The sequence below is a fragment of the Paenibacillus sp. FSL R10-2771 genome (assembly GCF_038000205.1).
Classification (GTDB): domain Bacteria; phylum Bacillota; class Bacilli; order Paenibacillales; family Paenibacillaceae; genus Paenibacillus_AQ; species Paenibacillus_AQ phytohabitans.
This window is the reverse complement of the sequence record NZ_JBBOBM010000001.1, coordinates 5,057,268-5,081,945: the sequence shown is the minus strand read 5'-3', so window position 1 is coordinate 5,081,945 and position 24,678 is coordinate 5,057,268. Positions and strand designations below refer to the sequence as shown.

Below are 24,678 nucleotides of genomic sequence, written 5' to 3'. Positions count from 1 at the left end.
GAGATTAACTGGGAGGGTATAAGATTCTATGGTACAAAAACGTTGGAATAAGCCTATTGCTTCAATATTGGCTACCGCTGTGATTACAGCGCAGGTGCTGGGCGGAGTCGTTGCCGGTTCAGTACTGGGAGCCGGGAAGGCAGCAGCTGAACCTGCGTCAGGCGCGATCAACCTGCGGCTGATGAGTACTACAGATGTGCATACCAATGTGATGGGCTGGGATTACTTTAAGAACCAACCGTCTCTGACGGTAGGACTGGACCGGACGGCTACGCTGGTGAAGCAGGCCAGAGCCGAGGAGAAGGGTGTTAACAATCTTTTGCTCGACAACGGAGATTTGATTCAGGGTACACCGCTGGGAACGTACGCTTCCAAGCAAGTTGATGGAGACGGCAAGACTAAGCAGATCAATCCGATGATTGCAGCTTTGAATACCATGAACTATGATGCTGCGACACTCGGCAACCACGAATTCAACTATGGGCTTCCTTATCTGGAGAGCATTACTTCTGCCACTTCAGCCACATATGAGTATACAGACATTCCTTTTATTAATGCGAATGTGTATGCCGTAGACGGGGATGAGGATGATTCCAATAACCCGAACTATTTCACTCCTTATAAAATAATCGACAAGGCAGTTACCGACAGCAACGGAGCTACCCAACATGTTAAGGTCGGCCTGATTGGTCTCGTTACTCCGCAGATTATGGATTGGGACAAGGTCAACCTGGAAGGTAAGGTCATTACTAAGGACATCGCTGAAACGGCCGCTAAATTCATTCCTCAGATGAAGGAAGACGGTGCGGATATTATCGTTGCGATGGCACATACCGGATATGATAATAATGCAGTACCCGGAACCAAATCTGAAAATGACATCAAATCACTAAGCCTGGTGCCAGGTATCGATGCCATTACGTTCTCGCATACCCATAAGGTATTCCCGGCTGCGACTGTGGAAGCGCTGGACGCATCCTTCAAGGATTCTACGGGTAAAGCTGTACTGCCCGGCATCGATAATGCCAAAGGCCAGATCAACAATGTTCCAGCCGTTCAGGCGGGATTCGGCGGCGCCAATCTGGGTCTCATCGACCTGGCAATCGTTCCGGACCCACAGCGCAGCGGACACTTTATGGTGGACAAGAGCGCTTCGGTTTCATCCACCCGTTCGATCTACAGAACGGAGAACAAGGTTAATATTGCAAACGTAGAGCCGGATGCTGAGCTGGATGCAGTGGTTGCCGCTGATCACCAGGCTACGATTGCTTATGTCAATCAACCCCTTGGACGTACGGATGTACCGATGAACAGCTTTTTCGCTATGGTGCAGGATGATCCGACGGTTCAGATCGTAACCTATGCCCAGAAAAACTATGTTGAGAAGCTGATTAATAGTGATCCTAACCTGGCTGCTTACCAGGGAATGCCCATCCTGAGCGTTGGCGCACCCTTCAAGGCCGGACGCAATAACCCGGATGAGTATACAGAAATCGAAGCGGGAGATCTGACCATCCGCAGCGCAAGCGACCTGTATCTCTATGACAACACGCTTAAGGCCATTAAGGTCAAGGGTGAGACTGTAAAAGAATGGGTTGAAATGAGCGCTGGTGCCTATAACCGTATTGACCCAGCGGTGACTACGGAGCAGCCGCTGCTCAACTCCGCATTCTCCGTATTTAATTTCGATGTTATCGACGGAATTAAATACACGATAGATGTCACCAAAAATGCAAGATACAAGCCTGACGGCACGGTGAATGACCTCACTTCTGAGCGGGTTACCTCCATTACCTACGATGACAAGCCGCTGGATATGAATCAGGACTTCATCGTAGTGACTAACAATTACCGGGCAAGCGGCGGCGGGAATTTCCCGGGTGTCAAAACAGGCGCTGCCGGTCTTACGATGGTGCTGGATACCCTGGAAGAGAATCGTCAGATTCTGATGGATTACATCAAGGAAGCAGGAAACGTTAACCAGCCGGCCGATAATAACTGGTCGATCGCTCCGATCAAGGGCGATGTCAAGGCTACCTTTACTTCTTCACCTAAGGCTAAGAATGCACTTCCTAAACATGATAATATTACCGATACCGGAACCCAGAATCTCCGGGGTGACGAGATTTACAATCTCGACCTGAGCGGAAGCGTCAAAGTCCATCTGCTCGGCATCAATGACCTTCATGGACAATTGGATACGACATCCTTTGTAACTGTGGGTACTGAGAGCAAGCCTGTAGGAACTGCGGCGATTCTGGCAACCTACCTGAAGAATGCCCGTGCCAAATACGATAACACCCTGCTAGTCCACAACGGGGACTCCGTCGGTGCTTCGGCTCCGGTATCCTCCATGGAGCGTGACAAGCCGACCCTTGAATGGATGAACATGATGAAGTTCGATGTGGGAACCTTGGGTAACCACGAATTCGACCAGGGTGTTGAAGCATTGAAGGCACAAATTTTCGGCGGTGCGGACCCGGTTAACCCGAGCATTGTCCATGCACCTGTGAATTTCGATTACATTAATGCCAATGCGATCGACATGAAGACTGGAGAGCCGCTGATCAAGCCTTACACGATTAAAGAAATCGGTGGTGTAAAAATCGGGTTTATCGGCGTAGTAACCAAGGCAACACCAAGTAAGGTATCCCCAGCCGGTACAGCCGGTGTGAAATTCCTGAGTGCTGAGGAAGAAGTAGCTGCCATCGAAAAGTATGCTGCAGAGCTCAAAGGTAAAGGGGTCAACACGATCGTCGTGCTTGCCCATGATCCGGCAACCACGAAGGTTGATGCTGCAACGAAGAAAAATGTATCCACAGGTGAGGCTGTAGATTTGGCGAATGCACTCCCGGCTAATTCTCCGGTCGATGTTATTGTGGCTGGTGACAATCATGCCTACGCTAATGATATGGTGAACGGCAAACTGGTTGTTCAGGCCTACTCTTACGGTACTGCCTATGAAGACATCCGCCTGGCTATCGATCCGGAGACCGGAGAGGTTAAGAGCAAATCTGCTGAAGTAATTACTACCTTCCAGGAGAATGTGACGCCGGATGCTGAAACCAAAGCACTGGTTGATCATTATCTGGCTCTGCATCCTGAGCTGGCTAAGCCTGTAGGGACTACAGATGGCACAGTTACCCGTACAGATGTATATCTGAAGGAAGCTCCCCTGGGCAACCTGATTGCGGATGCTATGCGTCAGGCTGATTTCAAAGACGGTGCTGCTGGTCCTGCTGACTTTGCATTTATGAATCCGGGCGGTATCCGTGCCGATCTTCCTAAGGGGAATGTTCTCTTCGGTGATCTGGCCAAAATCCAGCCCTTCGGCAATACGCTGGTGAAGCTGACGCTTACCGGTGAACAGATCAAAACCTTGCTGCAGCAGCAATGGGCAGTTAAGGCTGATGGAACAGCAGACATCAAGACACTGCAAATTTCCGGCCTGAAATATACGGCCAATATGTATCTGCCGGTTGCCAGCCGTGTGGTTAACCTGACCAAAAGTGATGGAACACCGATTGAAATGTCCAAGAGCTACACAGCTGTCGTCAATAACTTCATGGCTGCAGGCGGAGACAACTATAAGGTATTGACCCAGGCAAGTAAATCGCTGGCCGGACCAATCGATCTGGATGTATTCTATGATTATATTGTGAAGAAATTCAATGGCGGAGCTATTACTGCTGCAATTGAAGGACGGATTACCAACAAAGCTGCTCCAGAAACAGATCCAGGCACTAACCCGGGTACTAATCCTGGTACTGGCACAGGGCCTGTAGCAACGGCGACACCTAAACCGACTGCTTCACCATCAGCTTCTCCTAGTCCAGCCGCATCAGCTACTCCGGCTCCGGCTGCAACCACAGCTCCAACACAGAGCCCGGCCGTTCCTGTTACTGCATTCAAGGATTTGGGTAAGGTAGCGTGGGCTGCAGAAGCTATTAATGCACTGGCGGCTAAAGGTATTGTAAAAGGCATCGACGGCACGAACTTCGCACCCGTGAAGAGTGTAACCCGTGCTGAATTCGTAACTATGCTCGTTCGTTCACTTAACTTGAGCAATACTGCATCAGCAACTACTTTCACTGATGTGAAACAAGGTGTCTGGTATACAGATACGATCGCTGCTGCCGTAAACGCCGGTTTGGTGAGAGGTTCAGGCAACGGTAAATTCGAGCCGGGCCGTGAGATCACCCGTGAGGAAATGGCGATTATGATCGCTAATGCCCTCAAGGATCAGCTGCAGCCGGTTGATCCTGCTGCTCTGAATAAGTTTGCTGACAAGGCCAAGATTGCAGCTTATGCGCAGCAGCCTGTAGCACAGCTGACCCAGCTGGGGATTGTCAACGGTGTAGACGCGCAGAAATTCGCGCCTAAGAGTATCGCGAACCGCGCCCAGGCAGCGGTCATTATCTACCGGATGCTGGAGAACAAAGCTTCCTGATTTCTATATGAATACAATTGAATAAGGCAAAAGGCCCGTGCACATTGTGCGCGGGCCTTTCCGTTTGCGAGGATGCTCAGGCTTGTCCAGCCCAGACCATAATACGTCCCGTTATTTCACTGCAGCTTCCCATTTGCAGCGGATAGGGGAGACGATCGCATTTTCTTTTTTGAGCTCGGTGAAGGCCTTGTCGACCGCTTTGCGTTCCAGTCCCGACAGCTTTTCAACTTCACCTGCAGTTACAGGAGCTGCTGAAGCTTTAATGATTTCCAGTACTTGATCCTTAACACTCATGAGTTACACTTCCTTTGTTAGTTATGAATGGGTCTATCCTGATGCTTCGTAACATCCGTAATGTCAGACAAATTATAAAAGAAAAACGGCAAAGAGGCAGTGATTTTTTTACAATAGTAGTTTACAGTTGTATCCAAAAGTGATATCATAATTATATCAAATACATATCTAATGGAGGCATCTTTATGAATGAGAAAACATTGCATCCTGTCAGCGGATTCTGGGTTGTGGCTCTAATTGCCATTTGTATCGGGGGCGGGATTTACGGTGCCGTTCAGGAATACGTGGCATTGACTGTCATCCTGTTTGTTGCAGCCGGTATTCTATGTACGAGTATTACCGTCGTTCAGCCGAACAAGTCAGTGGTCGTGACCTTCTTTGGCCAATATGTCGGTACGATTGCAACCAGCGGGTTGTTCGCTGTCATTCCGTTCAGCATCCGCAAGACCGTATCACTGCGGGTCCGCAACTTCAACAGCGTGAAGCTGAAGGTCAATGATGTGGAAGGTAATCCGATTGAGATTGCTGCGGTGATTGTATTCAAGGTCATTAATTCGGCCAAAGCGCTGTTTGATGTAGATAAGTATATGGCGTTCGTGGAAATCCAGAGTGAAACGGCGCTGCGTCATGTGGCAAGCAAATACCCCTACGATAACTTCAATGAGACTGGCATGTCCCTGCGGGCCAATGCCGATGAGATTGCCAAAGAACTGGCGGTGGAGCTGCAGGAGCGTCTGTCCTTATCCGGCGTAGAAGTGATCGAAGCCCGCCTGACCCATCTGGCCTACTCCACAGAGATTGCCAGTACGATGCTGCAGCGCCAGCAGGCTTCGGCCATTCTGTCTGCACGCCAGATCATCGTGGAAGGTGCTGTCGGCATGGTGGATCTGGCGATCCGCCAACTCAAAGAGAGCGGTGTAGTTGAACTGGACGAAGAACGCAAAGCGGCGATGATCAACAATCTGATGGTGGCGATTGTGTCGGAGCGCGGAGCGAGCCCGGTCATTAACGCCGGCTCGTTGTACTAAGGCGGTAATATTATGGCGGCCAAAAAAAGCTTTCCGCTGCGGATCGATCCCGAACTGCACGAAGCGCTGGAACGTTGGGCGGGAGAAGAATTTCGCAGCGTAAACGGACATATCGAATACTTGCTGCGTGAGTCTTTGAAGCGCGCAGGCCGCTTGCCGGGTAAGAAACGCCGGGAAGAAGAATGAACAGCCTTGGGCGGCGGCGCTTCAGACTTGTATGACATGCCGGTTCCACTTGACGGAAGATAAGCTGAGATTTATAATTACCGTAATTCACGTTATCAGCTTCGACAAAGATATGAATCGATGTTCAGGACCGCTTCAGAGAGAGGAAACCCCAGGCTGCAATTTCCTCCGGTACCGGCTTTTGATTTACCCCTTTGTAGCTGCGGTTATGAATTCCTGGGATGTCCGTTTACGGACATCATTACGCAGGATAGTAAGAACCGCCGGTTCATGGCCGTTATCTCCATGCTGACGAAGGATTCTATTCTGCAATGCCGCTGCTCTGCAGCAGCTTTTGCATAATGGCATCGAATTTGGGTGGAACCACGGGTGCAATCACTCGTCCCTTTGCGGGACGGGTGTTTTTTGTGTGCAGAAGCTAACTTTTAGGAGGAAGAAAAATGTCAGTAAATATCAAGCTTCCGGACGGTTCGGTCCGGGAATATGCGGATGGCAGCAGCATTGATGATGTAGCAGCCTCGATCAGCAGCGGACTGCGCAAGAATGCCGCAGCAGGTAAAATCAACGGAATCGTCGTGGATCTGTCCACTCAGCTGCAGGAAGGCGATCTTGTAGAGATCGTTACCCTGGATTCCCCGGAAGGCCTGGAAGTGATGCGTCACAGTACAGCTCACCTTATGGCCCAGGCGGTAAGACGCCTGTTCGGGACTATGGAAGTTAAGCTCGGAGTAGGTCCGGTCATTGAAGACGGCTTCTATTATGATATGGATCTGGAGCATCCGCTTAATCCGGAGGATCTGCTGAAGATTGAGAAGGAAATGGAGCGTATCGTTTCAGAGAACCTGCCGATTGTCCGCCATGAGGTGAGCCGCCAGGAAGCACTGGACAGATTCGGCGAGCTGGCTGATCCTTACAAGCTGGAGCTGATCCAGGCGCTGCCGGAAGACAGTGTGATTACAATCTATGAACAGGGCGAATTCTTCGACCTCTGCCGTGGTCCGCATTTGCCGTCCACTGCGAAGATCAAAGTGTTCAAGCTGATGAACGTAGCCGGTGCCTACTGGCGCGGAGACAGCAAGAACAAGATGCTGCAGCGCGTATACGGAACAGCCTGGATCAAGAAGGCCCAGCTTGACGAGCATTTGCGCCTGCTGGAGGAAGCGAAGAAACGCGATCACCGTAAGCTGGGCAAGGAACTGGAAATCTTCACCTTCAACCAGCTGGTTGGACAAGGCCTGCCGATCTGGCTGCCTAAGGGCGCCAAGCTGCGCAGCATTCTGGAGCGCTATATTGTAGATCTGGAAGCCAGCCTTGGTTACCAGCATGTCTACACTCCTGTACTGGGTAATGTAGAGCTGTACAAGACTTCTGGACACTGGGAACACTACCAGGAAGACATGTTCCCTAAGATGACGATCGATAATGAGGAGTTCGTGCTCCGTCCAATGAACTGCCCGCATCACATGATGATCTATAAGAGCTCGATGCACAGCTACCGCGATCTGCCGATCCGTATTGCCGAGCTGGGTATCCAGCACCGATATGAAATGTCGGGAGCCCTGACAGGCCTGCACCGTGTCCGTTCGATGACGCTGAATGACTCCCATATCTTCTGCCGTCTGGACCAGATCAAAGGCGAGTTCATCCGCGTGCTGGAGCTAATCAAGCAGGTATACAGCGACTTTGGGATTGAAGATTACCGCTTCCGCCTCTCTTACCGGGATCCTAAGGATACAGAGAAGTATTATGCCAATGATGAAATGTGGGAGACTGCACAGCGCATGCTGCGTGAGGTTGTCGAAGAAGCCGGCCTGCCGTTCTACGAAGCCGAAGGCGAAGCAGCCTTCTATGGTCCGAAGCTGGATGTTCAGATCAAAACAGTATTGGGCAAGGAAGAAACGCTGTCGACTGTACAGATCGACTTCCTGCTGCCTGAACGCTTTGAGCTGGAATATGTCGGTGATGACGGACAGAAGCACCGTCCGGTTGTCCTGCACCGCGGGATTCTTGGAACCATGGAACGTTTCGTAGCGTTCCTGCTGGAGAACTTTGCCGGATCGCTGCCACTGTGGCTGTCGCCGCAGCAGGTGAAGATTATTCCGGTATCCTCGGCCTTTGATGAATATGCGAAGGAAGTGGCTGCCAAGCTGCTGCGCAGCGGCATCCGCGCCGAAGTCGATTTGCGCAATGAGAAAATGGGTTACAAAATCCGTGAAGCACAGCTGGAGAAACTTCCATATATGTTCGTTGTAGGCGAGAATGAAATGAATGCCGGCAGCGTGTCGATCCGCAAACGCGGAGAAGGCGACATCGGCGCCAAACCGCTGCAGGAAGTCATCGATTCGCTTGGACAGGAAATTGCGGAACGTATAATCTAAAGCATACACAAGCTGTTAATAGTACGTATAATTACCAATAAATAACCTCTGTTATAAGCCGCGTGGGACCGCTATTATCCGGTTTCAGGTATAAAATTTTGTGAAACGGGAAACCTTCGCTATATGGGGAGGTTTAACTAATGAACAAAATGGGCTTATACCAGAGGTTTTGGTGTCTTTTCGTCACCATCGTGCTTCTGCTGACAGCAGCCGGGATCTACCCGGATGATTCGCGCAAATCGGCACAGGCAAGAGGGACGGGAGACACTGCAGGACAACTTAGTGCAGTCACTACGAATTCTCAGGTTCAGCGTCAAGAGGCAGGTTCTGCATCCCGTCTGGGAGGCTCTTCGCGGTTAAGACAGCCGGTTACCGTTCAGGCTCCTAAGCCAGCACAGGTGCCGGAAAGTAAGCCGAAGGCGAAGGCAGCCGCCAAGCAGCCGGATTCGGTACCGGTAGCTGCACCTGCGCCGGAGCAGATCATCACTTCAATGAAAGTAACAGCGACCGGCTATACGGCCGGATACGAATCCACAGGCAAGACCGCGAAGCATCCGCAGTACGGAATTACGTATTCGGGTGTCAAGGTACGCCGGGACAAGAATGCCGTATCCACCATTGCTGCAGACCCGAAAGTTCTGCCTTTGGGAAGTATTTTATATATACCGGGTTACGGATATGCTATTGTGGCCGACACCGGTTCGGCGATTAAAGGGCGGAAGATTGACCTGTATTTCAGCACCACCAAGCAGGTGTATAAGGAATGGGGCAAGAAGACCGTTGTTGTCCAGCTCATCAAACGAGGCAACGGAAAATGCACGGAGAGTATGCTGAAAAGCCTTGGACATGCAATCCAGACCTATAATGCAGTGCCGCAATATTTGCTGGAAGAGGTTATTTAAGGGCCGGACCGGCCTCACTGAGTTTGAATTATTTTTCACGTAAGCATGCATAATACGGCGTCACATTTCCCATAATATCGACTGGGGCAAAGCGACTTGCCTCTTCCGATATAATCTTTTTCGTCAGCTCTGACGGGCTGTACTGAAGGAAAAGGGAGGTGATTTCCGTGGCTAATTCCAAGAAACCAAAGGTACAAGAGAACTACAAAACACCGAATGAAAAATACAACGCTGAGTTTGCCGTTGAGAACGACGGTGCAACTACTAAGAGCAACACGTTCTCCAAACCGGTACAAAAACCGCAGCAGTAATGCTGGGGGTGCTGGTATGAGCATTTGAAGCGTCAAGGCTGTCCTCTCAAGTCCGGATTATGGGCTGGAAGGGCAGCTTTTTTATGGGCATCATACAATTAACGGAATATTCCAGCCGTCTCGGTCTGGAGACTGAGGCCTGTTTCCTTCTCACGCCGCTGTTCCCCGCAGCTTTCTTCCTGTAGACTAGGACTATAAGCGTGAAGAAGCAAGAGTTACACTAACTACTGGGGGGAATGACATATGAAACGACGGTTCACCAGCCAGGTTCTCGGCGGACTGATCCTTATCGGTCTCGGAGGCCTGTTCCTGCTAAGACAGATGGGCTACACTGATTTCAGCCTGGGTTCACTGATATCTACGTATTGGCCGGTTATTCTGATTATATTAGGGGTTAAACGCTTTTTGTCCCCGGACGATGAGCATTCGAGATTCTCTGCAACACTTGGCGGATTTTTCTTTCTGGCCATCGGCGTGTTTTTTCTGGGACGGAATTTAGAATGGTTTGACTTCTCGGCAGGCGATTTCTTCAAAATGCTGATCCCGGTTATGCTGATCGGCGGCGGTTTAGCTGTTATTTTCAAGCCGCGGGGTACAACGCCGCCAGTTCCTCCTGCACCGCCTGCACCACCGAATTTCTATCCGCCCGGACCGGGCAAAAGCCCGCTGGATACGAAGCCTCCCGCACCGCTGGAATCGACGCTCGATGAGCAGTTTGAGCAGAAGTTCGGCAAATCTGCCGGTGCCGACGGGCGGGACTGGAATGATTATCTGCACAAAGACACTGAGGATGAAGACGGAGAACAGGGAGTACCCTCCTCTTCTGCGGATGCCCGGTGGCAGGAGAAGCAGGAACGCCATGAACGCAGACGCCAGGAGCGCCAGGAACGCCATGCCCGCCGCCACGGCGAATGGCATGAGGAGTTTCAGGATTCCGGGCAGGACAAAGAAACGACGAACCGCTCGGCTTTTATCGGAGATGTCCATATGGGACGTGAGCATTTCCAGCTAAAGCAAACCAATATTTCGCAGTTTATCGGGGATACAGTGCTGGATCTGACCAATGCGCAAATTCCTTACGGTGAGACCAAGATCAACATTTCCGCTTTTGTCGGTGATATTAAGGTTTATATTCCGGATGATATGAATCTTGGTGTATCGGTTATCGGCAGCTCGTTCATTGGTGATATGCAGGTGCTTGAGCAATCGCGCAGCGGGTTCATGAGCAATGTACAGTGCAAGACGCCTTATTATAAGGAAGCAGGTAAAAAAGTCCGTATTAACGTCAGCTGCTTCATCGGTGACATTAAAGTCAAAACGGTGGGCTAAATGGGGACGATCTTCAGCAATACCAAGTGGATGCTGCTGGTGTATTTCCTGCTTAGCGGCGGAGTAACTGCCGGACTGATGTATGCCGGGACATGCCTGGGCTATATCCGGGTGGTGGATACCAGCATGTGGCTGTACCTGTGTCTGGGCATTGTGCTCTTCACCGTGACTATCGGCTATATTGCCGGACAGCGGATTCAGCGGCGGATCGACCATCTGGACCTGAATATGCTGCAGGTAGCCAAAGGCAATCTGTCCGTACGGATGCCGGAGAGCGAAGACCAGTCTTTTGCCCGGGTATATCACGAATTCAATATCATGATGGATACTGTGGAGAAGAAGATGAAACTTCTGCAACAGCTGGGTGAACAGGAAGTCATCGAGAAGGAAAAGGCGGCGGAGAGCGCGGTACTGGAAGAGCGGAGGCGTATGGCCCGGGATCTGCATGATACGGTGAGCCAGCAGCTTTTTGCGATTCACATGTCCGCTTCTTCGCTGCCTAAAGTGCTTGAACGGAGCGCAGAGCATGGGCAGACGGTCATGGACCAGCTGATCAGCATGTCCCAGATGGCGCAGAAGCAAATGAGGGCATTGATCGCGCAGCTGCGTCCGGTGGAGCTGGAGGGGCGCAATCTGTTCGAGGCGCTGGAGAAATGGTTCCCGGATTACTGCCGCCAGAACGGGCTCAAGGGAGTAAAGGAGCTTGAACTGCAGGGTGAGCTGTCCGAGGCGATTGAACATCAGCTGTTCCTGATTATTCAGGAGTCGATGGCGAACATCGTGAAGCATGCCGGAGCACGGGTAGTCAGCCTGTCGCTGCGCGAGGTGCCGCGCCAGGTTGTGCTGAGCATCAGCGATGACGGTCAGGGCTTCGAGCAGGTGCAGCATAAACAGGGCTCCTATGGACTTACCACCATGCGCGAGCGTGCCGAGAAGCTCGGCGGCCAGGTAGAGATTATCAGCCGCAAGGGGGCGGGAACTACGATCCGCGTACATATACCAAAGTTTGTGCAGGGCATCCCGGAGCCGGTTGATGCCGAATCTGAGCCTGATAGGGGGAGTACAGAATGAGTCTCATTAAAGTGCTGCTGGTGGATGATCATGATATGGTGCGGATGGGTCTCAAAACATATCTGATGCTTGATCCGATGTTTGAAGTTATAGGTGAGGCAGAGAACGGGCATAAGGCGCTTGGCATGCTGCGTGAACTGGGGCATGAGGCCCTGCCGGATCTGGTGCTGATGGATTTGATGATGCCGGTCATGAACGGGGCGGAGACAACGCGCGCAGTGCTGGCCGAATTCCCGGGTCTCAAAATTGTCATCCTCACCAGCTTCCTGGAGGATGATCTTGTTGTAGACGCGATCGAGGCGGGGGCAGTCAGCTATGTGCTCAAAACCGTCTCGGCAGAAGAGCTGATCTACGCGCTGCAAGGCGCGTACCGCGGCATGCCGGTGATGACCGGCGATGTCTCGCAGGCACTGACCCGGGGCATCCGCCAGCGTACCGTACAGGGCGACTCTTCCGGCTTGACCGAGCGGGAGAAGGAAGTACTGCTGCTGATCGCTGAGGGCAAAACCAATAAAGATATCGGCGAGGAGCTGCATATCAGCATCAAGACGGTGAAGACGCATGTCAGCAACCTGCTGATGAAGTGTGAGCTGGATGACCGCACCCAGCTGGCTATCTACGCCCACCGTAAGGGCTGGGCGCAGAGTTAGCTCCTTCAGTTCAGTGAATCCTGCACAAAATACAACATTTTCCTCTATATATCATCTATAATCGAAAATTGTTGTACGAAAGGCAGCATTCCATCTCTTTCGAGCGGCTAAACGGGGCAATTCTTGTATTTCGTACAACAATTCTCCCTAACACCCCTGTTATCTAGAAGCAAAGTTGCAATATGTACAACATTCATGCCTATTGTACGTATGCGTGAAGCGGTAACCTGCAATACCCCGGCGCTATAGCGCCGGGGTATTTATTTGTCCTCTACGTTCACCAATTGCCTCAACGGCCTCAACAACCGGATTTCCTGCGCTTCTCCCTCATATTCTCTTTTAATTGTTCATATCTTTTATCTCCGCTTAAATTGTTTTTAATGTGACCTTAAGGTTTAAAGTACAAAATAAGAACAAGAAAACAAATAACACTTTGCCGGATGCGGCAAGGCGCGGGAGGAAAGAAAACATGGACGATAACAAAAACAACTACAATCGTGAGAACAACTTTAATCGTGATAATGAACCGGGACCGCAGCGGGAATGGGACAGTAATGATAGCAGTAACTTTAACAACAATGGCAGTAACAACAGTAACAGTAACTCATCAACCGAAGCAGGCTCTTCATACTACTATTCCTATGGGCCGTTCAAATCCTTGAACAATGATGAGATGAATGGTGAAGATCCGCAGCATTACAACCGCCGGGAGCCGGAACGTGTAGAGATTTCACCTCCGCAGCCGGTCAAGCCTTTACCATACAGCACTTCGCTCCGCACAACCGGATATGACGGAAATGGCGGAAATGGCGGACGCGGCGGTAACCCTCCTGAGGAAAGTAATGGCTGGCAGTATAACCGTAAGCCGAAGAAGCCGGTCAAGGCGGTACTTATCTCTTTTCTTGCCGGAATGATTGTATTATCGGGTTCGATGTTCATGGCGGACCGGGGCAACTGGTTCACAGGCGATCAGGCAGTTACAGCAGCCGTTACGAATACAGCAGCTAAGACAGCGAACGGAAGTGCTACCATTACGCCTTCCACTTCCACAGCAGCACTGGTTACCGGATCGGGTGATGTATCCAGCGTAGTGGATGGGGTGGGACCGGCAGTTGTCAAAATTGAGACGCTGGTTAAATCAAGCAGCAGAAGCAGCAGTAATCCGAATATGAGCGATCCGTTCTCCCAGTTCTTCTTCGGTGATCAGTTCGGCGGCAGCGGATCTTCCGGCTCCAATTCAGAATCCCAGCCGGAATCAAACAATTCGGATTCATCCCAGCTTACTCCTTATGGAATCGGCACAGGCTTCATTTATAATTCAGACGGTTATATTCTGACCAACCAGCATGTGGTGGATAATGCAGATGTCATTCAGGTTACGGTTGACGGCAATACCAAACCTTATGAAGCGAAATTGCTCGGCTCCAGCAAAGATCTGGACTTGGCAGTGCTCAAAATTGAAGGAACGGACTTCCCTACAGTGGCGCTCGGTGATTCCGACAGCATTAAGGTAGGTTCAGAAGTTGTAGCGATTGGTAACCCGCAGGGCTTTGATCACACCGTTACAGCAGGTGTACTGAGTGCTAAGGGCCGCAGCATTGATATTAATGAAGAAGACGGAAGCGGCACACGCAATTACAAGAACCTGCTGCAGACGGATGCTTCGATTAATCCCGGGAACTCGGGCGGGCCGCTGCTTAACATGAACGGTCAGGTCATCGGGATGAATGTGGCGGTTAGCACAGACTCCCAGGGTATCGGTTTTGCTATCGCGGTCAATACCATTAAAGAAGTTGTAGAGAAACTGGAAGCCAATCAGGAAATTCCGAAAGAACCGGTACCATTCATCGGCGCTTCGCTGATGACCATTACCGATGAAGTCGCTAAGCAAATGGGCACTGACCTTAAAGAAGGCTCCGTAGTCGCCGAGATTGTCTTCAAATCTCCAGCGTATACCGCCGACCTCCGCCCTTACGATATCATCACAGGTGTGAACGGTACGAACTATGCCACCAGCCAGGATCTGATTACTTACATCCAGACGCTCAAAGTTGGCGATCAGGTGACACTGAATGTGGTTCGTGACGGTAAGAAGCTGGATCTTCCGGTAACAATCGGCAACAAAAATGATTTTGATACGACTCAAACTCAGAAGCAATAAACACACCGGACGGTGAGCAGCGCAGCGGAAGGGGAGACCCTTCCGTTTTTGCTGCATAGGCTGCGGATAAACGGATTCATGATACAATATAGATATATGAACTGAACAATGGGGGCTGCTTGATGCGACCGAATATTTTAATTATTGATGACGATGAGAAAATTATATCCATGCTGCGCCGCGGGCTTGCCTTTGAAGGGTATGATGTCAAAACAGCCGCTAACGGGGCAGATGGGCTGCGTGCTGTTCTGAACAGTGATCCGGATGTGGTTATCCTGGATGTAATGATGCCGCAAGTGGACGGGTTCGAGGTCTGCCGCCGTCTGCGTGAGGGCGGAAGCAGTGTTCCGGTACTTATGCTGACGGCCAAGGATGAGATTGAACACCGGGTCAAAGGGCTCGATCTGGGTGCGGACGATTACCTGGTGAAGCCGTTTGCTCTGGAGGAGCTGCTTGCCCGGGTACGGGCACTGCTCCGGCGCAAAAGTGAGCAGGGCGGAGGCTCGGACCAGGCGGTTTCCTATGAGGATATCACACTGGATGTAGATTCGCGTGAAGTGACGCGTGCAGGCAAACGTCTGGAGCTGACGGCGAAGGAATTTGAACTGCTGCATCTTTTCATGCAGAATCCGAAGCGGGTGCTGTCCCGTGATCTGATTATGGACAAGATCTGGGGTTACGATTACAGCGGTGAATCCAACGTGCTGGAGGTATACATCGCAATGCTGCGCCAGAAGACGGAAGAGCATGGCGGCAAAAGGCTGATTCAAACGATCCGGGGAGCCGGCTACATCCTAAGAGGTGACTAATATGTCTATACGTTTGCGGCTGACTGCCTGGTATTCAGGGATTCTGGCCATTATGCTGCTGGCTTTGTCTGCTGCAATTTACGGGTTTGTATATTTTTACAGCTATGGTGACATCAAAGACCGGCTTAAAGAGCAGTCAAACAAAGTTGTTCTGGGACAGGCGTGGAGCGACGGAAAGCTGAAGCTTGTGATTGGCGGTCCGGAAGGGCAGAATCTGTTCGCACAAATGTATATATACGACTTGGAACGATTATTTACCAATGACAATATGGAGAATATCGAGCTTAAGTTTAAAATCCCCGACCAGACTGCAGTTAAGAATCAGCAAGGGTTTATAAAAGCGAGCTATGAGGGCAATCCCTTTCTGATCTATCAGATATCAACTGATGTGAGTACGACCGATGGAATGCTTCCTGCTGTACTTCAAGTTGCTGTATATACGGGAGAACAGGACCGGCTGCTGCTGACACTTAAGAATATCCTGCTGGTAGGCTCCTTTGCCACATTGTTTGCAGCCTTTACGTTCGGCTTATTCCTGGCCCGCAAAGCAATGAGTCCGATCGGCAAGGTTATTGAGGCGGCAAACGGGATACAGACCGGGACGGATTTGAGCTCGCGTATTGAATATGACGGGCCGCAGGATGAGATCGGGCGGCTGATTGAGACGGTGAACAGTATGCTCGGGCGGATGGAAGGCTTCTATACGGGGCTGGAGGAGGCCTATGCCACGCAGCGCCGCTTCGTCTCGGATGCTTCGCATGAGCTGCGGACACCGCTTACAACGATTCGCGGAAATATTGATCTGCTGGAGAAGATATGGGAGATGGAACCGGATGACAGCCGGATGACCGAGGCGGAAATCCGCCAGCTCTCCATTGAATCGGTGAAGGATATTGCCGATGAATCCAAGCGTATGAGCCGGCTGGTGGCGGATATGCTCTCTCTGGCCAGAGCGGATACAGGCCGGACCTTTGATATAGAGCCGGTAGCGCTGGAGCCGATGATGACCGAAGTAGCACGCCGTGCTTCCTTCCTGCCGCGTCAGGCGGAGTGGTCTGTGGGCGAAATGGGCCAGTTGAACGGCAAATATATTCTTGGCAACAAGGACTATCTGCAGCAGATGCTGTTCATCTTCATTGATAATGCTTTTAAATACACGCCTGCGGGTGAGGTTACGCTGGATGCCGTCTTTTATCAGAACCAGGTGGGAATCCGTATCTCGGATACCGGAATCGGGATGGACAAAGACGAAGTGCCGCATATCTTTGACCGTTTCTACCGTGCGGATGAATCCAGAGGAATTACCGAAGGGATCGGTCTGGGACTGTCCATCGCCAAATGGATAATTGATGAGCACGGCGGTTCTGTAGAGGTGGTCACACGGCAGGGGGAAGGGACGACTTTTGTGATCTGGATGCCGCTTCTCTTTGCCCCGCCGCTGGAATAGGGTATAATTAAACGGTTCCTATTACAGCAGTCATTGACAGCAGAAAGCGGTGAATCATGGAAGTCATCAAAATTTCTCCCCGGGGCTATTGCTACGGCGTCGTCGATGCTATGGTAATGGCACGGCAGGCCGCACAAAATCTTGATTTGCCACGGCCGATTTATATATTGGGCATGATTGTGCATAACAGCCATGTCACGAACTCCTTTGAGGATGACGGAATCATTACGCTGGACGGGCATAACCGTCTGGATATTTTGGATAAAATAGAAAGCGGGACGGTTATTTTCACTGCTCATGGTGTGTCGCCCGAGGTACGCAAGATAGCACGGGCCAAAGGGTTAACCACAGTCGATGCCACTTGTCCCGATGTAACAAAGACTCATGACCTCATCAAGGAAAAGGTTGAAGAGGGCTACGAGGTTATCTACATCGGCAAGAAAGGTCATCCTGAGCCGGAAGGTGCGGTGGGGATTGCCCCTGAACATGTCCATCTGATTGAGAAGGAAGATGAAATTGCCGGTCTCTCGGTCCCTTCCTCGCGTATTGTAATTACGAATCAGACCACCATGAGCCAGTGGGATATTAAGCATATTATGAAAAAACTGCTGGAGACCTTCCCGGGAGCCGAGGTCCATAATGAGATCTGTATGGCGACCCAGGTCCGCCAGGAAGCGGTAGCGGAGCAGGCAGGCCAGTGTGAGCTGGTCATTGTTGTCGGTGATCCGCGCAGTAATAACTCTAACCGTCTGGCACAGGTGTCGGAGGAAATTGCCGGCGTACCGGCTCACCGGATCTCAGATGTATCTGAGCTGAATAGGGATTGGCTGAAGGGGATTACCAAGGTGGGAGTAACCTCAGGTGCGTCTACGCCAACACCGATTACCAAGGAAGTTATCAATTATCTGGAGCAGTATGACGAAGCAAATCCTGCGACCTGGGAGATCATACGCACCGTGAATATGGCGAAGCTTCTACCGCCTGTGAAGAACAAGAGTGCGAGTGCTACCTGACTTGATAGCAAAAATGAACTTATAGAATAGGTATAGCGGCAGTGCGGCCTGTATTCAGGTGTGCTGCCGTTTTTTTCGTCCCAAAGCGGTTTTGTTATATATAGCCTATTGGGGTTGACTGGAACAGAAACTTGCGGTAAAATCACTTTAGTGCTTAAAAGCGTACACGCGTCGTAGCGAGATAGTATTAAATTTGATTGATTATACCCGTTTATAAGAATAAGTGTCCAAAAAGGGGAGCTATAATATGATCGTTATTACATCCAACCAAACACCGCAGGATCAGGTAAATGATATTATTGCCGTAATTGAAAAAGAAGGCTTGCAGGTACATCTCTCAAGGGGAGCAGATCATACCGTAATCGGTCTTGTCGGCGGCGTGACCCCGAAGCTGGCCGAGCATCTGCGCCAGATGAAGGGCGTCGAGAACGTCGTGAAGATTACCAAGTCTTATAAGCTGGCAAGCCGTGATTTCCATCCGGAGGATACGGTTATCGATATCCGCGGGGTGAAGATCGGCGGAGAGAATCTCGTCATTATGGGCGGCCCTTGTGCCGTGGAATCCCCGGAGCAGATTGATGAAATCGCACGGCTGGTTAAAGCTTCCGGCGGCCAGGTGCTGCGCGGCGGTGCTTTCAAGCCGCGTACCGGACCTTACAGCTTCCAGGGTGTAGGCGTGGAAGGTCTTACGATGATGGCCGAAGCCGGCAAGCGCCACGGCCTGCTGACCATCACGGAAGTGATGACGCCGGAGTATGTGGATATCTGTGCAGAGCATGCGGATATTCTGCAGGTAGGCACACGTAACATGCAGAACTTTGACCTGCTGCGCAAGCTGGGAACCTGCGGGCGTCCCGTCCTGCTGAAACGCGGTTTCAGTGCGACTTACGATGAGCTGCTGAACGCAGCGGAATACATTCTCGCCGGGGGCAACCGTGATGTTATGTTATGTGAGCGCGGAATCCGGACTTTTGAAACCTACACACGCAATACGCTGGATCTCTCAGCTATTCCTGTGCTGCAGAACCTCAGCCATCTGCCGGTGATTTCCGATCCAAGCCATGGCACCGGACGCCGTGAGCTGGTTGCGCCTATGGCCAAGGCTTCGGTTGCTGCGGGAGCCAATGGTCTGATCATCGAGATGCATACCGACCCTGATAATTCCATGACAGGTGACGGAGTACAGTCTCTGTTCCCGGAACAGTTCGACAGCCTGCTTAGAGATCTTGAGAAGCTGGCGCCGCTTGTTGGACGCAAGTTCTCTCCTTCACTGGAAGCAGCCCCGGTAGTTTAAATTTCAGAGTGCGAATTAGCTTCTTACAGGCTCTCTTCTCCCGCTTTGGGCGGAGGAAGGGGGCTATTTTTATTGAATATAGGACAAAGGTGACATGGGAATCGGATGAAGGGAGTTTTTTCACCAAAGCGTCAGAATATCTTACATTGTCGTAAGAAATACCTGACATAAGCATTGACGATGTTAGGTTTGAGATTTATAATGACGACAGCAAAAAAATAAAAACAAGAACATTTGATACTGTGAGCGGCCTAATGTTCGGAACTTGGGGAGGAATAAAGCATGTCGGTTGAAAAAGTATTGCAGACGATCAAGGAGAACAATATCGAATGGGTGGATTTCCGGTTTGTAGATTTGGGTGGACGTGCTCACCACATCTCACTGCCAGCATCCGCAGTTGAAGAAGAAACATTTGAGAATGGTGTAGCATTTGATGGTTCTTCCATTACAGGGTTCCGGGGTATTGAAGAGTCGGACATGGTAATGATGCCTGATCCAAGCACTACATACATCGATCCTTTTACAGCTCACCCAACGCTTAACATCATGTGTGATATTTTCACACCGGATGGCGAACGTTACGAGCGTGACCCGCGCGGTATCGCTGTGAAGGCTGAAGAGTTCCTGCAATCCAGCGGTGTAGGTACAGCGGCATTCTTCGCACCTGAGTCTGAATTCTTCATCTTCGACGATGTTCGTTATGAGAGCGGAATGAACAGCTCTTCCTACTTCGTTGATTCCGAAGAAGCAGCTTGGAACACTGGCCGTAAAGACGAAGGCGGCAACCTGGCATTCAAAGTTGGCGTTAAAGGCGGATACGTGCCTGTAGCTCCAGTGGATTCCCAACAGGATATCCGCAGTGAAATGTGCCGTTTGCTTGCTGAAGCAGGCCTGGAAATCGAACGCCATCACCATGAAGTGGCGACTGCAGGCCAGGCGGAAATCAACTTCCGTTTTGACACCCTCAAGAAAACAGCTGATAATCTCCTGACTTACAAATACATTGTGCAGAACACTGCACGCCAATACGGCAAGGTAGCAACCTTCATGCCAAAACCGCTGTTCGGTGATAACGGTAGCGGTATGCACGTTCACCAGTCGATCTTCAACGGCAGCGAGCCATTGTTCTACGAAAAAGGCTCTTATGCTAACCTGAGTGAATTGGCTCTGCACTACATCGGCGGTATCCTGTATCATGCTCCTGCATTGATCGCGCTGACTAACCCAAGCACCAACTCGTTCAAACGTCTGGTTCCTGGTTATGAAGCACCAGTTAACCTGGTTTACTCCAAGGGTAACCGTTCCGCTGCTGTCCGTATCCCGGTAGCTGCTGTAACACCTAAGGGCTGTCGTATCGAATTCCGTACACCTGACTCCACGGCTAACCCTTACCTGGCATTCTCCGCAATGCTGATGGCGGGTCTGGACGGAATCAAGAAGAAGATCAACCCTGAAGAAATGGGTTACGGTCCACTGGACAAGAACATCTACGAATTGTCTGATGCTGACAAAGAGAAGATCCGCAGCGTACCAGGTACACTGGACGAAGCACTTGACGCTCTGGAAGCTGACTACGAATTCCTTACAGAAGGCGGCGTATTCACTAAGGACTTCATCGATAACTACATCGCTCTGAAGCGTTCCGAAGCTCAAGCCGTTGCGATTCGTGTTCATCCGCATGAATACTCCCTGTACTTTGATGTATAAGATAATTTAACTTGAATAGAGCTTGATGAAGAAGCCTCCGGGATCATTTGATTCCGGGGGCTTTTTCTGTTGTGTTCTGGATACCAAAGCTGTACCTGTCCCGCCTACCAGTTGTGCCGAGCTATTCTGTATCTGTACGGGGAAGTAACTGGTATGGCCACAAATGATTGTAGGATAGCGGCATTACGGAAACAGGGCGGTTGCAAGTGCTGGGTTGCTGCAAAAACTGGGTTGCTGATCGGGCCGGGGCGGAGGATCATCAATGAACTAACGCGGACTGAGAGGACGCTATTTCGTCAAAAAGCCCCCTAACGGGGCCCAAACGGACAGAGGTTCCGTTATGTTGTTCATTCGTGACTGAAAGGAGGAGGAGATGCTAATTTAAGCGAATCTGAGTCCGTTTGACCGTGAATCCCCCGGATTTGTTCAAATAACGGATTCTCATTCCAGCTCACTAACTTAGGGAGCGTGGAGATCCCAGTCCGGCATGGTCTTATGAGTGGTCGTGATTTCGTGATTTTTCGTGTTATTTAATAGAATATATCCTATAAAATCTCAACTAGATTATATATAGCGCTTACATTTTGTATGTATTTTAGATGTGTAAAATTTCAGGCGTGTTTGTACTATGTTTAAGTCAGATTTATATAAAATATAAGACCGATAACGAAAGTGGTTTCGTGAATAGTGGGATTCAAATAAAGGCTGTAATATCAGCTTTTATGGTAACAATTTTGCACATCAAAGAACATGAAAAAAACCTTTACAAAGATTTATAACGATGCAATAATGAAAAACGAAACCGATTTCGGAAAGTTCCATTAAAATGCAATCTATCTTTGTAGTAGAGAGAGGATGAATACAGTGAATCACGATCACAAGATAAAATCAGGCTGGAGCTTCACCGGCAATAATGGGGATTTCAGACTGGAGCAGCCGGACCGGAGCAGTTTTTTATATTTTCCGCTGGTGAATGAGGGGGGCATGATGTCCTCGGTCAGCCCGAAGCTGCATGGTCAGGTGACTTCAGGTCATAATACATTCCTTACTCCGCCGCTCTCTGTGGAGGATCTGCATAATTCCCGCGCTTCCCGCAATTTCTGGGTTTATATCGAAGGACAAGGCGCATGGTCAGCTACGGGAGACTCCGCCCGGCAGAATGCCGCAGTATATGGCGAGGGTGCTGATGAATCTCTGCTGGAAGCCGGACTGTTATGGCATAAAGTGACCCGGGGCAATAAGGAGCTGGGGGTAGGAGCACAGATCACGAGCTTCGTACCCTGCGGCAATGACAAAGTAGAGCTGATGAAGGTTGTGCTGACAAACAGCGGCACGAAGGAGCTCACGCTGACTCCAACGGCTGCCATTCCGCTGTATGCGCGTTCTGCAGATGATCTGCGGGATCACCGTCATGTTACTTCGCTGCTGAACCGGACTTATACTTCCGCTTACGGAGTGGAGGTACAGCCGGCACTTTCCTTCGACGAACGCGGACACCGGGTGAATCATACCTCTTACGGGGTATTTGGTGCTGCGGAAGGCGGAGCACAGCCGGTTGGCTTCTTCCCGGTGCAGGAGGAGTTCATCGGTGAAGGCGGAAGCCTGGACTGGCCGGAAGCGGTGGTGCGCAATCTGGCTCCGGAGATTGGTGAAGGGGGCGGAATACACAAGGAAGGGTATGAAGCGCTTGGCGGACTGCGTTTTGCCGAGATTACACTAGCTCCAGGACAGAGCCATTCCTATGTAGTTGTACTTGCGATTGAGAATGACAGAATCGGCGTGCCGGCTTTGATGGCCAAGTATGGCTCAACCGCTGCTTTTGATGCGCTACTGGAGGAGAATAAGACCTTCTGGGCAGAAAAAGTGAATACGGTAGAGTTCCATACGGGAGATCATGCGGCTGATGAATGGATGAAATGGGTTACTCTGCAGCCCGTGCTGCGCAGACTGTACGGCAACTCCTTCCTGCCTTATCATGACTATGGAAGGGGCGGCCGCGGCTGGCGTGATCTCTGGCAGGACTGTCTCGCTCTGCTGATCATGGAGCCTGCTGATGTGCGCAGCCTGCTGCTGAACAATTATGCCGGTGTCAGAATCGACGGCAGTAATGCAACGATTATCGGGCAGCAGCCTGGTGAATTCATAGCGGACCGTAATAATATTCCCCGCGTCTGGATGGATCACGGCGCATGGCCGTTCCTTACTACGATGCTGTACCTCGATCAGAGCGGTGATCTCGACTTCCTGCTGCAGGAGCAGTCCTATTTCCGGGATTCCTTCATGAGCCGCTGCAAGGAACGCGATACGTCCTGGGAGCCCGGAGCCGGCAGCAGCCTGCGGACTGCAGCAGGTGAAGTGTATACAGGCACCATTCTGGAGCATATCCTGCTGCAGAACCTGGTTCCATTCTTCAATGTGGGTGAGCATAACAATATTCTGCTTGAAGGCGCAGACTGGAATGACGGCCTGGATATGGCCGCCCAGCGGGGTGAGAGTGTAACCTTCACCGCCTTCTATGCCAGCAATCTGCTGGATCTCTCCCGGCTGCTGATCACGCTTAAGGAACGTACCGGGGGAGACACCCTGGAACTCGCGGAAGAAATGAAGCTGCTGCTGGATTCGCTTGGCGAATCTATTGATTATGAATCTATCCCTGCCAAACACGGGCTGCTGGACCGCTACTATGCCGCAGCACCGAATAAGGTTAGCGGAATCCGTACCCAGCTGAAACTGGAGCAGGTTGCAGCGGATCTGGCCCGCAAAGCGGAATGGATCTTCGATCACCTGCGCCGCAATGAATGGGTAGCAAGCGGGCATGGCGACGGCTGGTTCAACGGCTATTACAATAATGACGGGGAACGTGTGGAGGGTGAGTTCGCTGAAGGTACCCGTATGACGCTGACCGGGCAGGTCTTCCCGCTGCTGGGTCATGCTGCTGCACCGGAACAGATTGCAAGCATTGTCTCGGCGGTGGAGCGCAATCTGTTCGATGACAAAATCGGCTACCGGCTGAACAGCAACTTCGGGGGCATTCAGCAGAATCTGGGCCGTGCGTTCGGCTTTGCCTTTGGCCATAAAGAGAATGGAGCCATGTTCAGCCACATGACTGTAATGTACGGAAACGCGCTGTATAAACGCGGATTTGTTAAAGAAGGCCGTAAAGTACTCGATTCGCTGTACAGCCTGAGCGCGGACTTTGAAGTCAGCCGGATGTACCCCGGTATCCCGGAATATATCAATGAGCAGGGCAGAGGGATGTATACGTATCTGACCGGTTCGGCAAGCTGGATGCTGCTGACAATGGTCACAGAGGTGTTTGGTGTCAAAGGCAAGCTGGGCGATCTGCTGCTGCAGCCGAAGCTGGTTAAAGAACAGTTTGATGCCGAAGGCCGTGCTTCTATCAAAACTATCTTTGCCGGACGCGAGCTGAAAGTCGTCTATACGGCTTCAGGAAGCGCTGAATACGGAGAGTACCAAATACATGCTGTGAAGCTGAACGGGGCTGAGGTAACGCTTCAGCGCGTCTCAGAAGGGGTTGTGATCTCGCGTAGCCTGCTGATCGCCCTGCCTGAAGGCCAAGTCCATCTGCTGGAGGTTGAACTGGCGTAACGCCGGACGATAGGAATTTAAGACGCCTGCTCTGCCGGT

General features: G+C 51.0%; 17 protein-coding genes. 16 read left to right on the top strand and 1 reads right to left on the bottom strand.

Translation table 11 applies throughout. The features are described 5' to 3' along the window. Window positions 1-28 precede the first annotated feature (28 nt). Window positions 29-4,450: a bifunctional 2',3'-cyclic-nucleotide 2'-phosphodiesterase/3'-nucleotidase gene (locus tag NSU14_RS21720; RefSeq protein WP_340947341.1), complete on the top strand. Its 4,422-nt coding sequence runs from the start codon at window positions 29-31 to the stop codon at window positions 4,448-4,450. A 111-nt stretch (window positions 4,451-4,561) separates the two neighbouring features. Here NSU14_RS21720 and NSU14_RS21715 read toward each other — a convergent pair whose 3' ends face one another. Then, entirely contained in the window at window positions 4,562-4,744 is a 183-nt protein-coding gene (locus tag NSU14_RS21715) for a hypothetical protein (RefSeq protein WP_039303325.1), read from the bottom strand. Between the two features lie 185 nt (window positions 4,745-4,929). Between NSU14_RS21715 and NSU14_RS21710 the strand changes: the two genes are divergently transcribed. The 15 genes from NSU14_RS21710 (at window position 4,930) to NSU14_RS21640 (ending at window position 24,639) form a co-directional block, all read left to right on the top strand. Beyond that, window positions 4,930-5,772, top strand: a complete 843-nt coding sequence (locus tag NSU14_RS21710; RefSeq protein WP_336102637.1) for an SPFH domain-containing protein — start codon at window positions 4,930-4,932, stop codon at window positions 5,770-5,772. 12 nt (window positions 5,773-5,784) lie between these two features. After that, on the top strand, window positions 5,785-5,958 hold the full coding sequence (locus NSU14_RS21705) for a toxin-antitoxin system HicB family antitoxin (RefSeq protein ID WP_039303331.1): 174 nt from the start codon (window positions 5,785-5,787) through the stop codon (window positions 5,956-5,958). A 440-nt stretch (window positions 5,959-6,398) separates the two neighbouring features. Further along, window positions 6,399-8,336: a threonine--tRNA ligase gene (gene thrS / locus NSU14_RS21700; RefSeq protein ID WP_171718922.1), complete on the top strand. Its 1,938-nt coding sequence runs from the start codon at window positions 6,399-6,401 to the stop codon at window positions 8,334-8,336. Window positions 8,337-8,674: 338 nt separating this feature from the next. Beyond that, complete coding sequence (locus NSU14_RS21695) at window positions 8,675-9,238, top strand: 3D domain-containing protein (protein WP_418793975.1); 564 nt, start codon at window positions 8,675-8,677, stop codon at window positions 9,236-9,238. A gap of 167 nt (window positions 9,239-9,405) precedes the next feature. Then, window positions 9,406-9,549 (top strand): hypothetical protein, encoded by a 144-nt coding sequence (locus NSU14_RS21690; RefSeq protein ID WP_156118574.1) that lies wholly within the window; start codon window positions 9,406-9,408, stop codon window positions 9,547-9,549. A 243-nt stretch (window positions 9,550-9,792) separates the two neighbouring features. Then, window positions 9,793-10,878 carry a cell wall-active antibiotics response protein LiaF gene (liaF, locus tag NSU14_RS21685; RefSeq protein ID WP_336102635.1) on the top strand — a complete coding sequence of 362 codons (1,086 nt, stop codon included), beginning with the start codon at window positions 9,793-9,795 and terminating at the stop codon, window positions 10,876-10,878. Then, the gene (locus tag NSU14_RS21680; RefSeq protein ID WP_039303347.1) at window positions 10,879-11,949 is read left to right on the top strand and encodes a HAMP domain-containing sensor histidine kinase; all 1,071 of its coding nucleotides are present in this window, start codon (window positions 10,879-10,881) and stop codon (window positions 11,947-11,949) included. After that, window positions 11,946-12,599 carry a response regulator gene (locus NSU14_RS21675; RefSeq protein ID WP_039303350.1) on the top strand — a complete coding sequence of 218 codons (654 nt, stop codon included), beginning with the start codon at window positions 11,946-11,948 and terminating at the stop codon, window positions 12,597-12,599. Before NSU14_RS21680 ends, NSU14_RS21675 begins: the two co-directional genes overlap by 4 nt. A 469-nt stretch (window positions 12,600-13,068) precedes the next feature. Continuing rightward, the gene (locus tag NSU14_RS21670) at window positions 13,069-14,760 is read left to right on the top strand and encodes a S1C family serine protease (RefSeq protein ID WP_340947340.1); all 1,692 of its coding nucleotides are present in this window, start codon (window positions 13,069-13,071) and stop codon (window positions 14,758-14,760) included. A gap of 122 nt (window positions 14,761-14,882) precedes the next feature. Then, window positions 14,883-15,569, top strand: a complete 687-nt coding sequence (locus tag NSU14_RS21665) for a response regulator transcription factor (protein WP_042135165.1) — start codon at window positions 14,883-14,885, stop codon at window positions 15,567-15,569. 1 nt (window position 15,570) lies between these two features. Next, window positions 15,571-17,016 (top strand): sensor histidine kinase, encoded by a 1,446-nt coding sequence (locus NSU14_RS21660; RefSeq protein ID WP_336102634.1) that lies wholly within the window; start codon window positions 15,571-15,573, stop codon window positions 17,014-17,016. A 56-nt stretch (window positions 17,017-17,072) separates the two neighbouring features. Next, complete coding sequence (locus NSU14_RS21655) at window positions 17,073-18,029, top strand: 4-hydroxy-3-methylbut-2-enyl diphosphate reductase (protein WP_042135168.1); 957 nt, start codon at window positions 17,073-17,075, stop codon at window positions 18,027-18,029. Window positions 18,030-18,276: 247 nt separating this feature from the next. After that, on the top strand, window positions 18,277-19,323 hold the full coding sequence (gene aroF, locus NSU14_RS21650; protein ID WP_039303367.1) for a 3-deoxy-7-phosphoheptulonate synthase: 1,047 nt from the start codon (window positions 18,277-18,279) through the stop codon (window positions 19,321-19,323). 282 nt (window positions 19,324-19,605) lie between these two features. Then, window positions 19,606-21,030, top strand: a complete 1,425-nt coding sequence (gene glnA / locus NSU14_RS21645) for a type I glutamate--ammonia ligase (RefSeq protein ID WP_042135170.1) — start codon at window positions 19,606-19,608, stop codon at window positions 21,028-21,030. An 864-nt stretch (window positions 21,031-21,894) separates the two neighbouring features. Continuing rightward, window positions 21,895-24,639, top strand: coding sequence for a GH36-type glycosyl hydrolase domain-containing protein (locus tag NSU14_RS21640; RefSeq protein ID WP_340947339.1), 2,745 nt, complete (start codon window positions 21,895-21,897; stop codon window positions 24,637-24,639). Window positions 24,640-24,678: the final 39 nt, after the last annotated feature.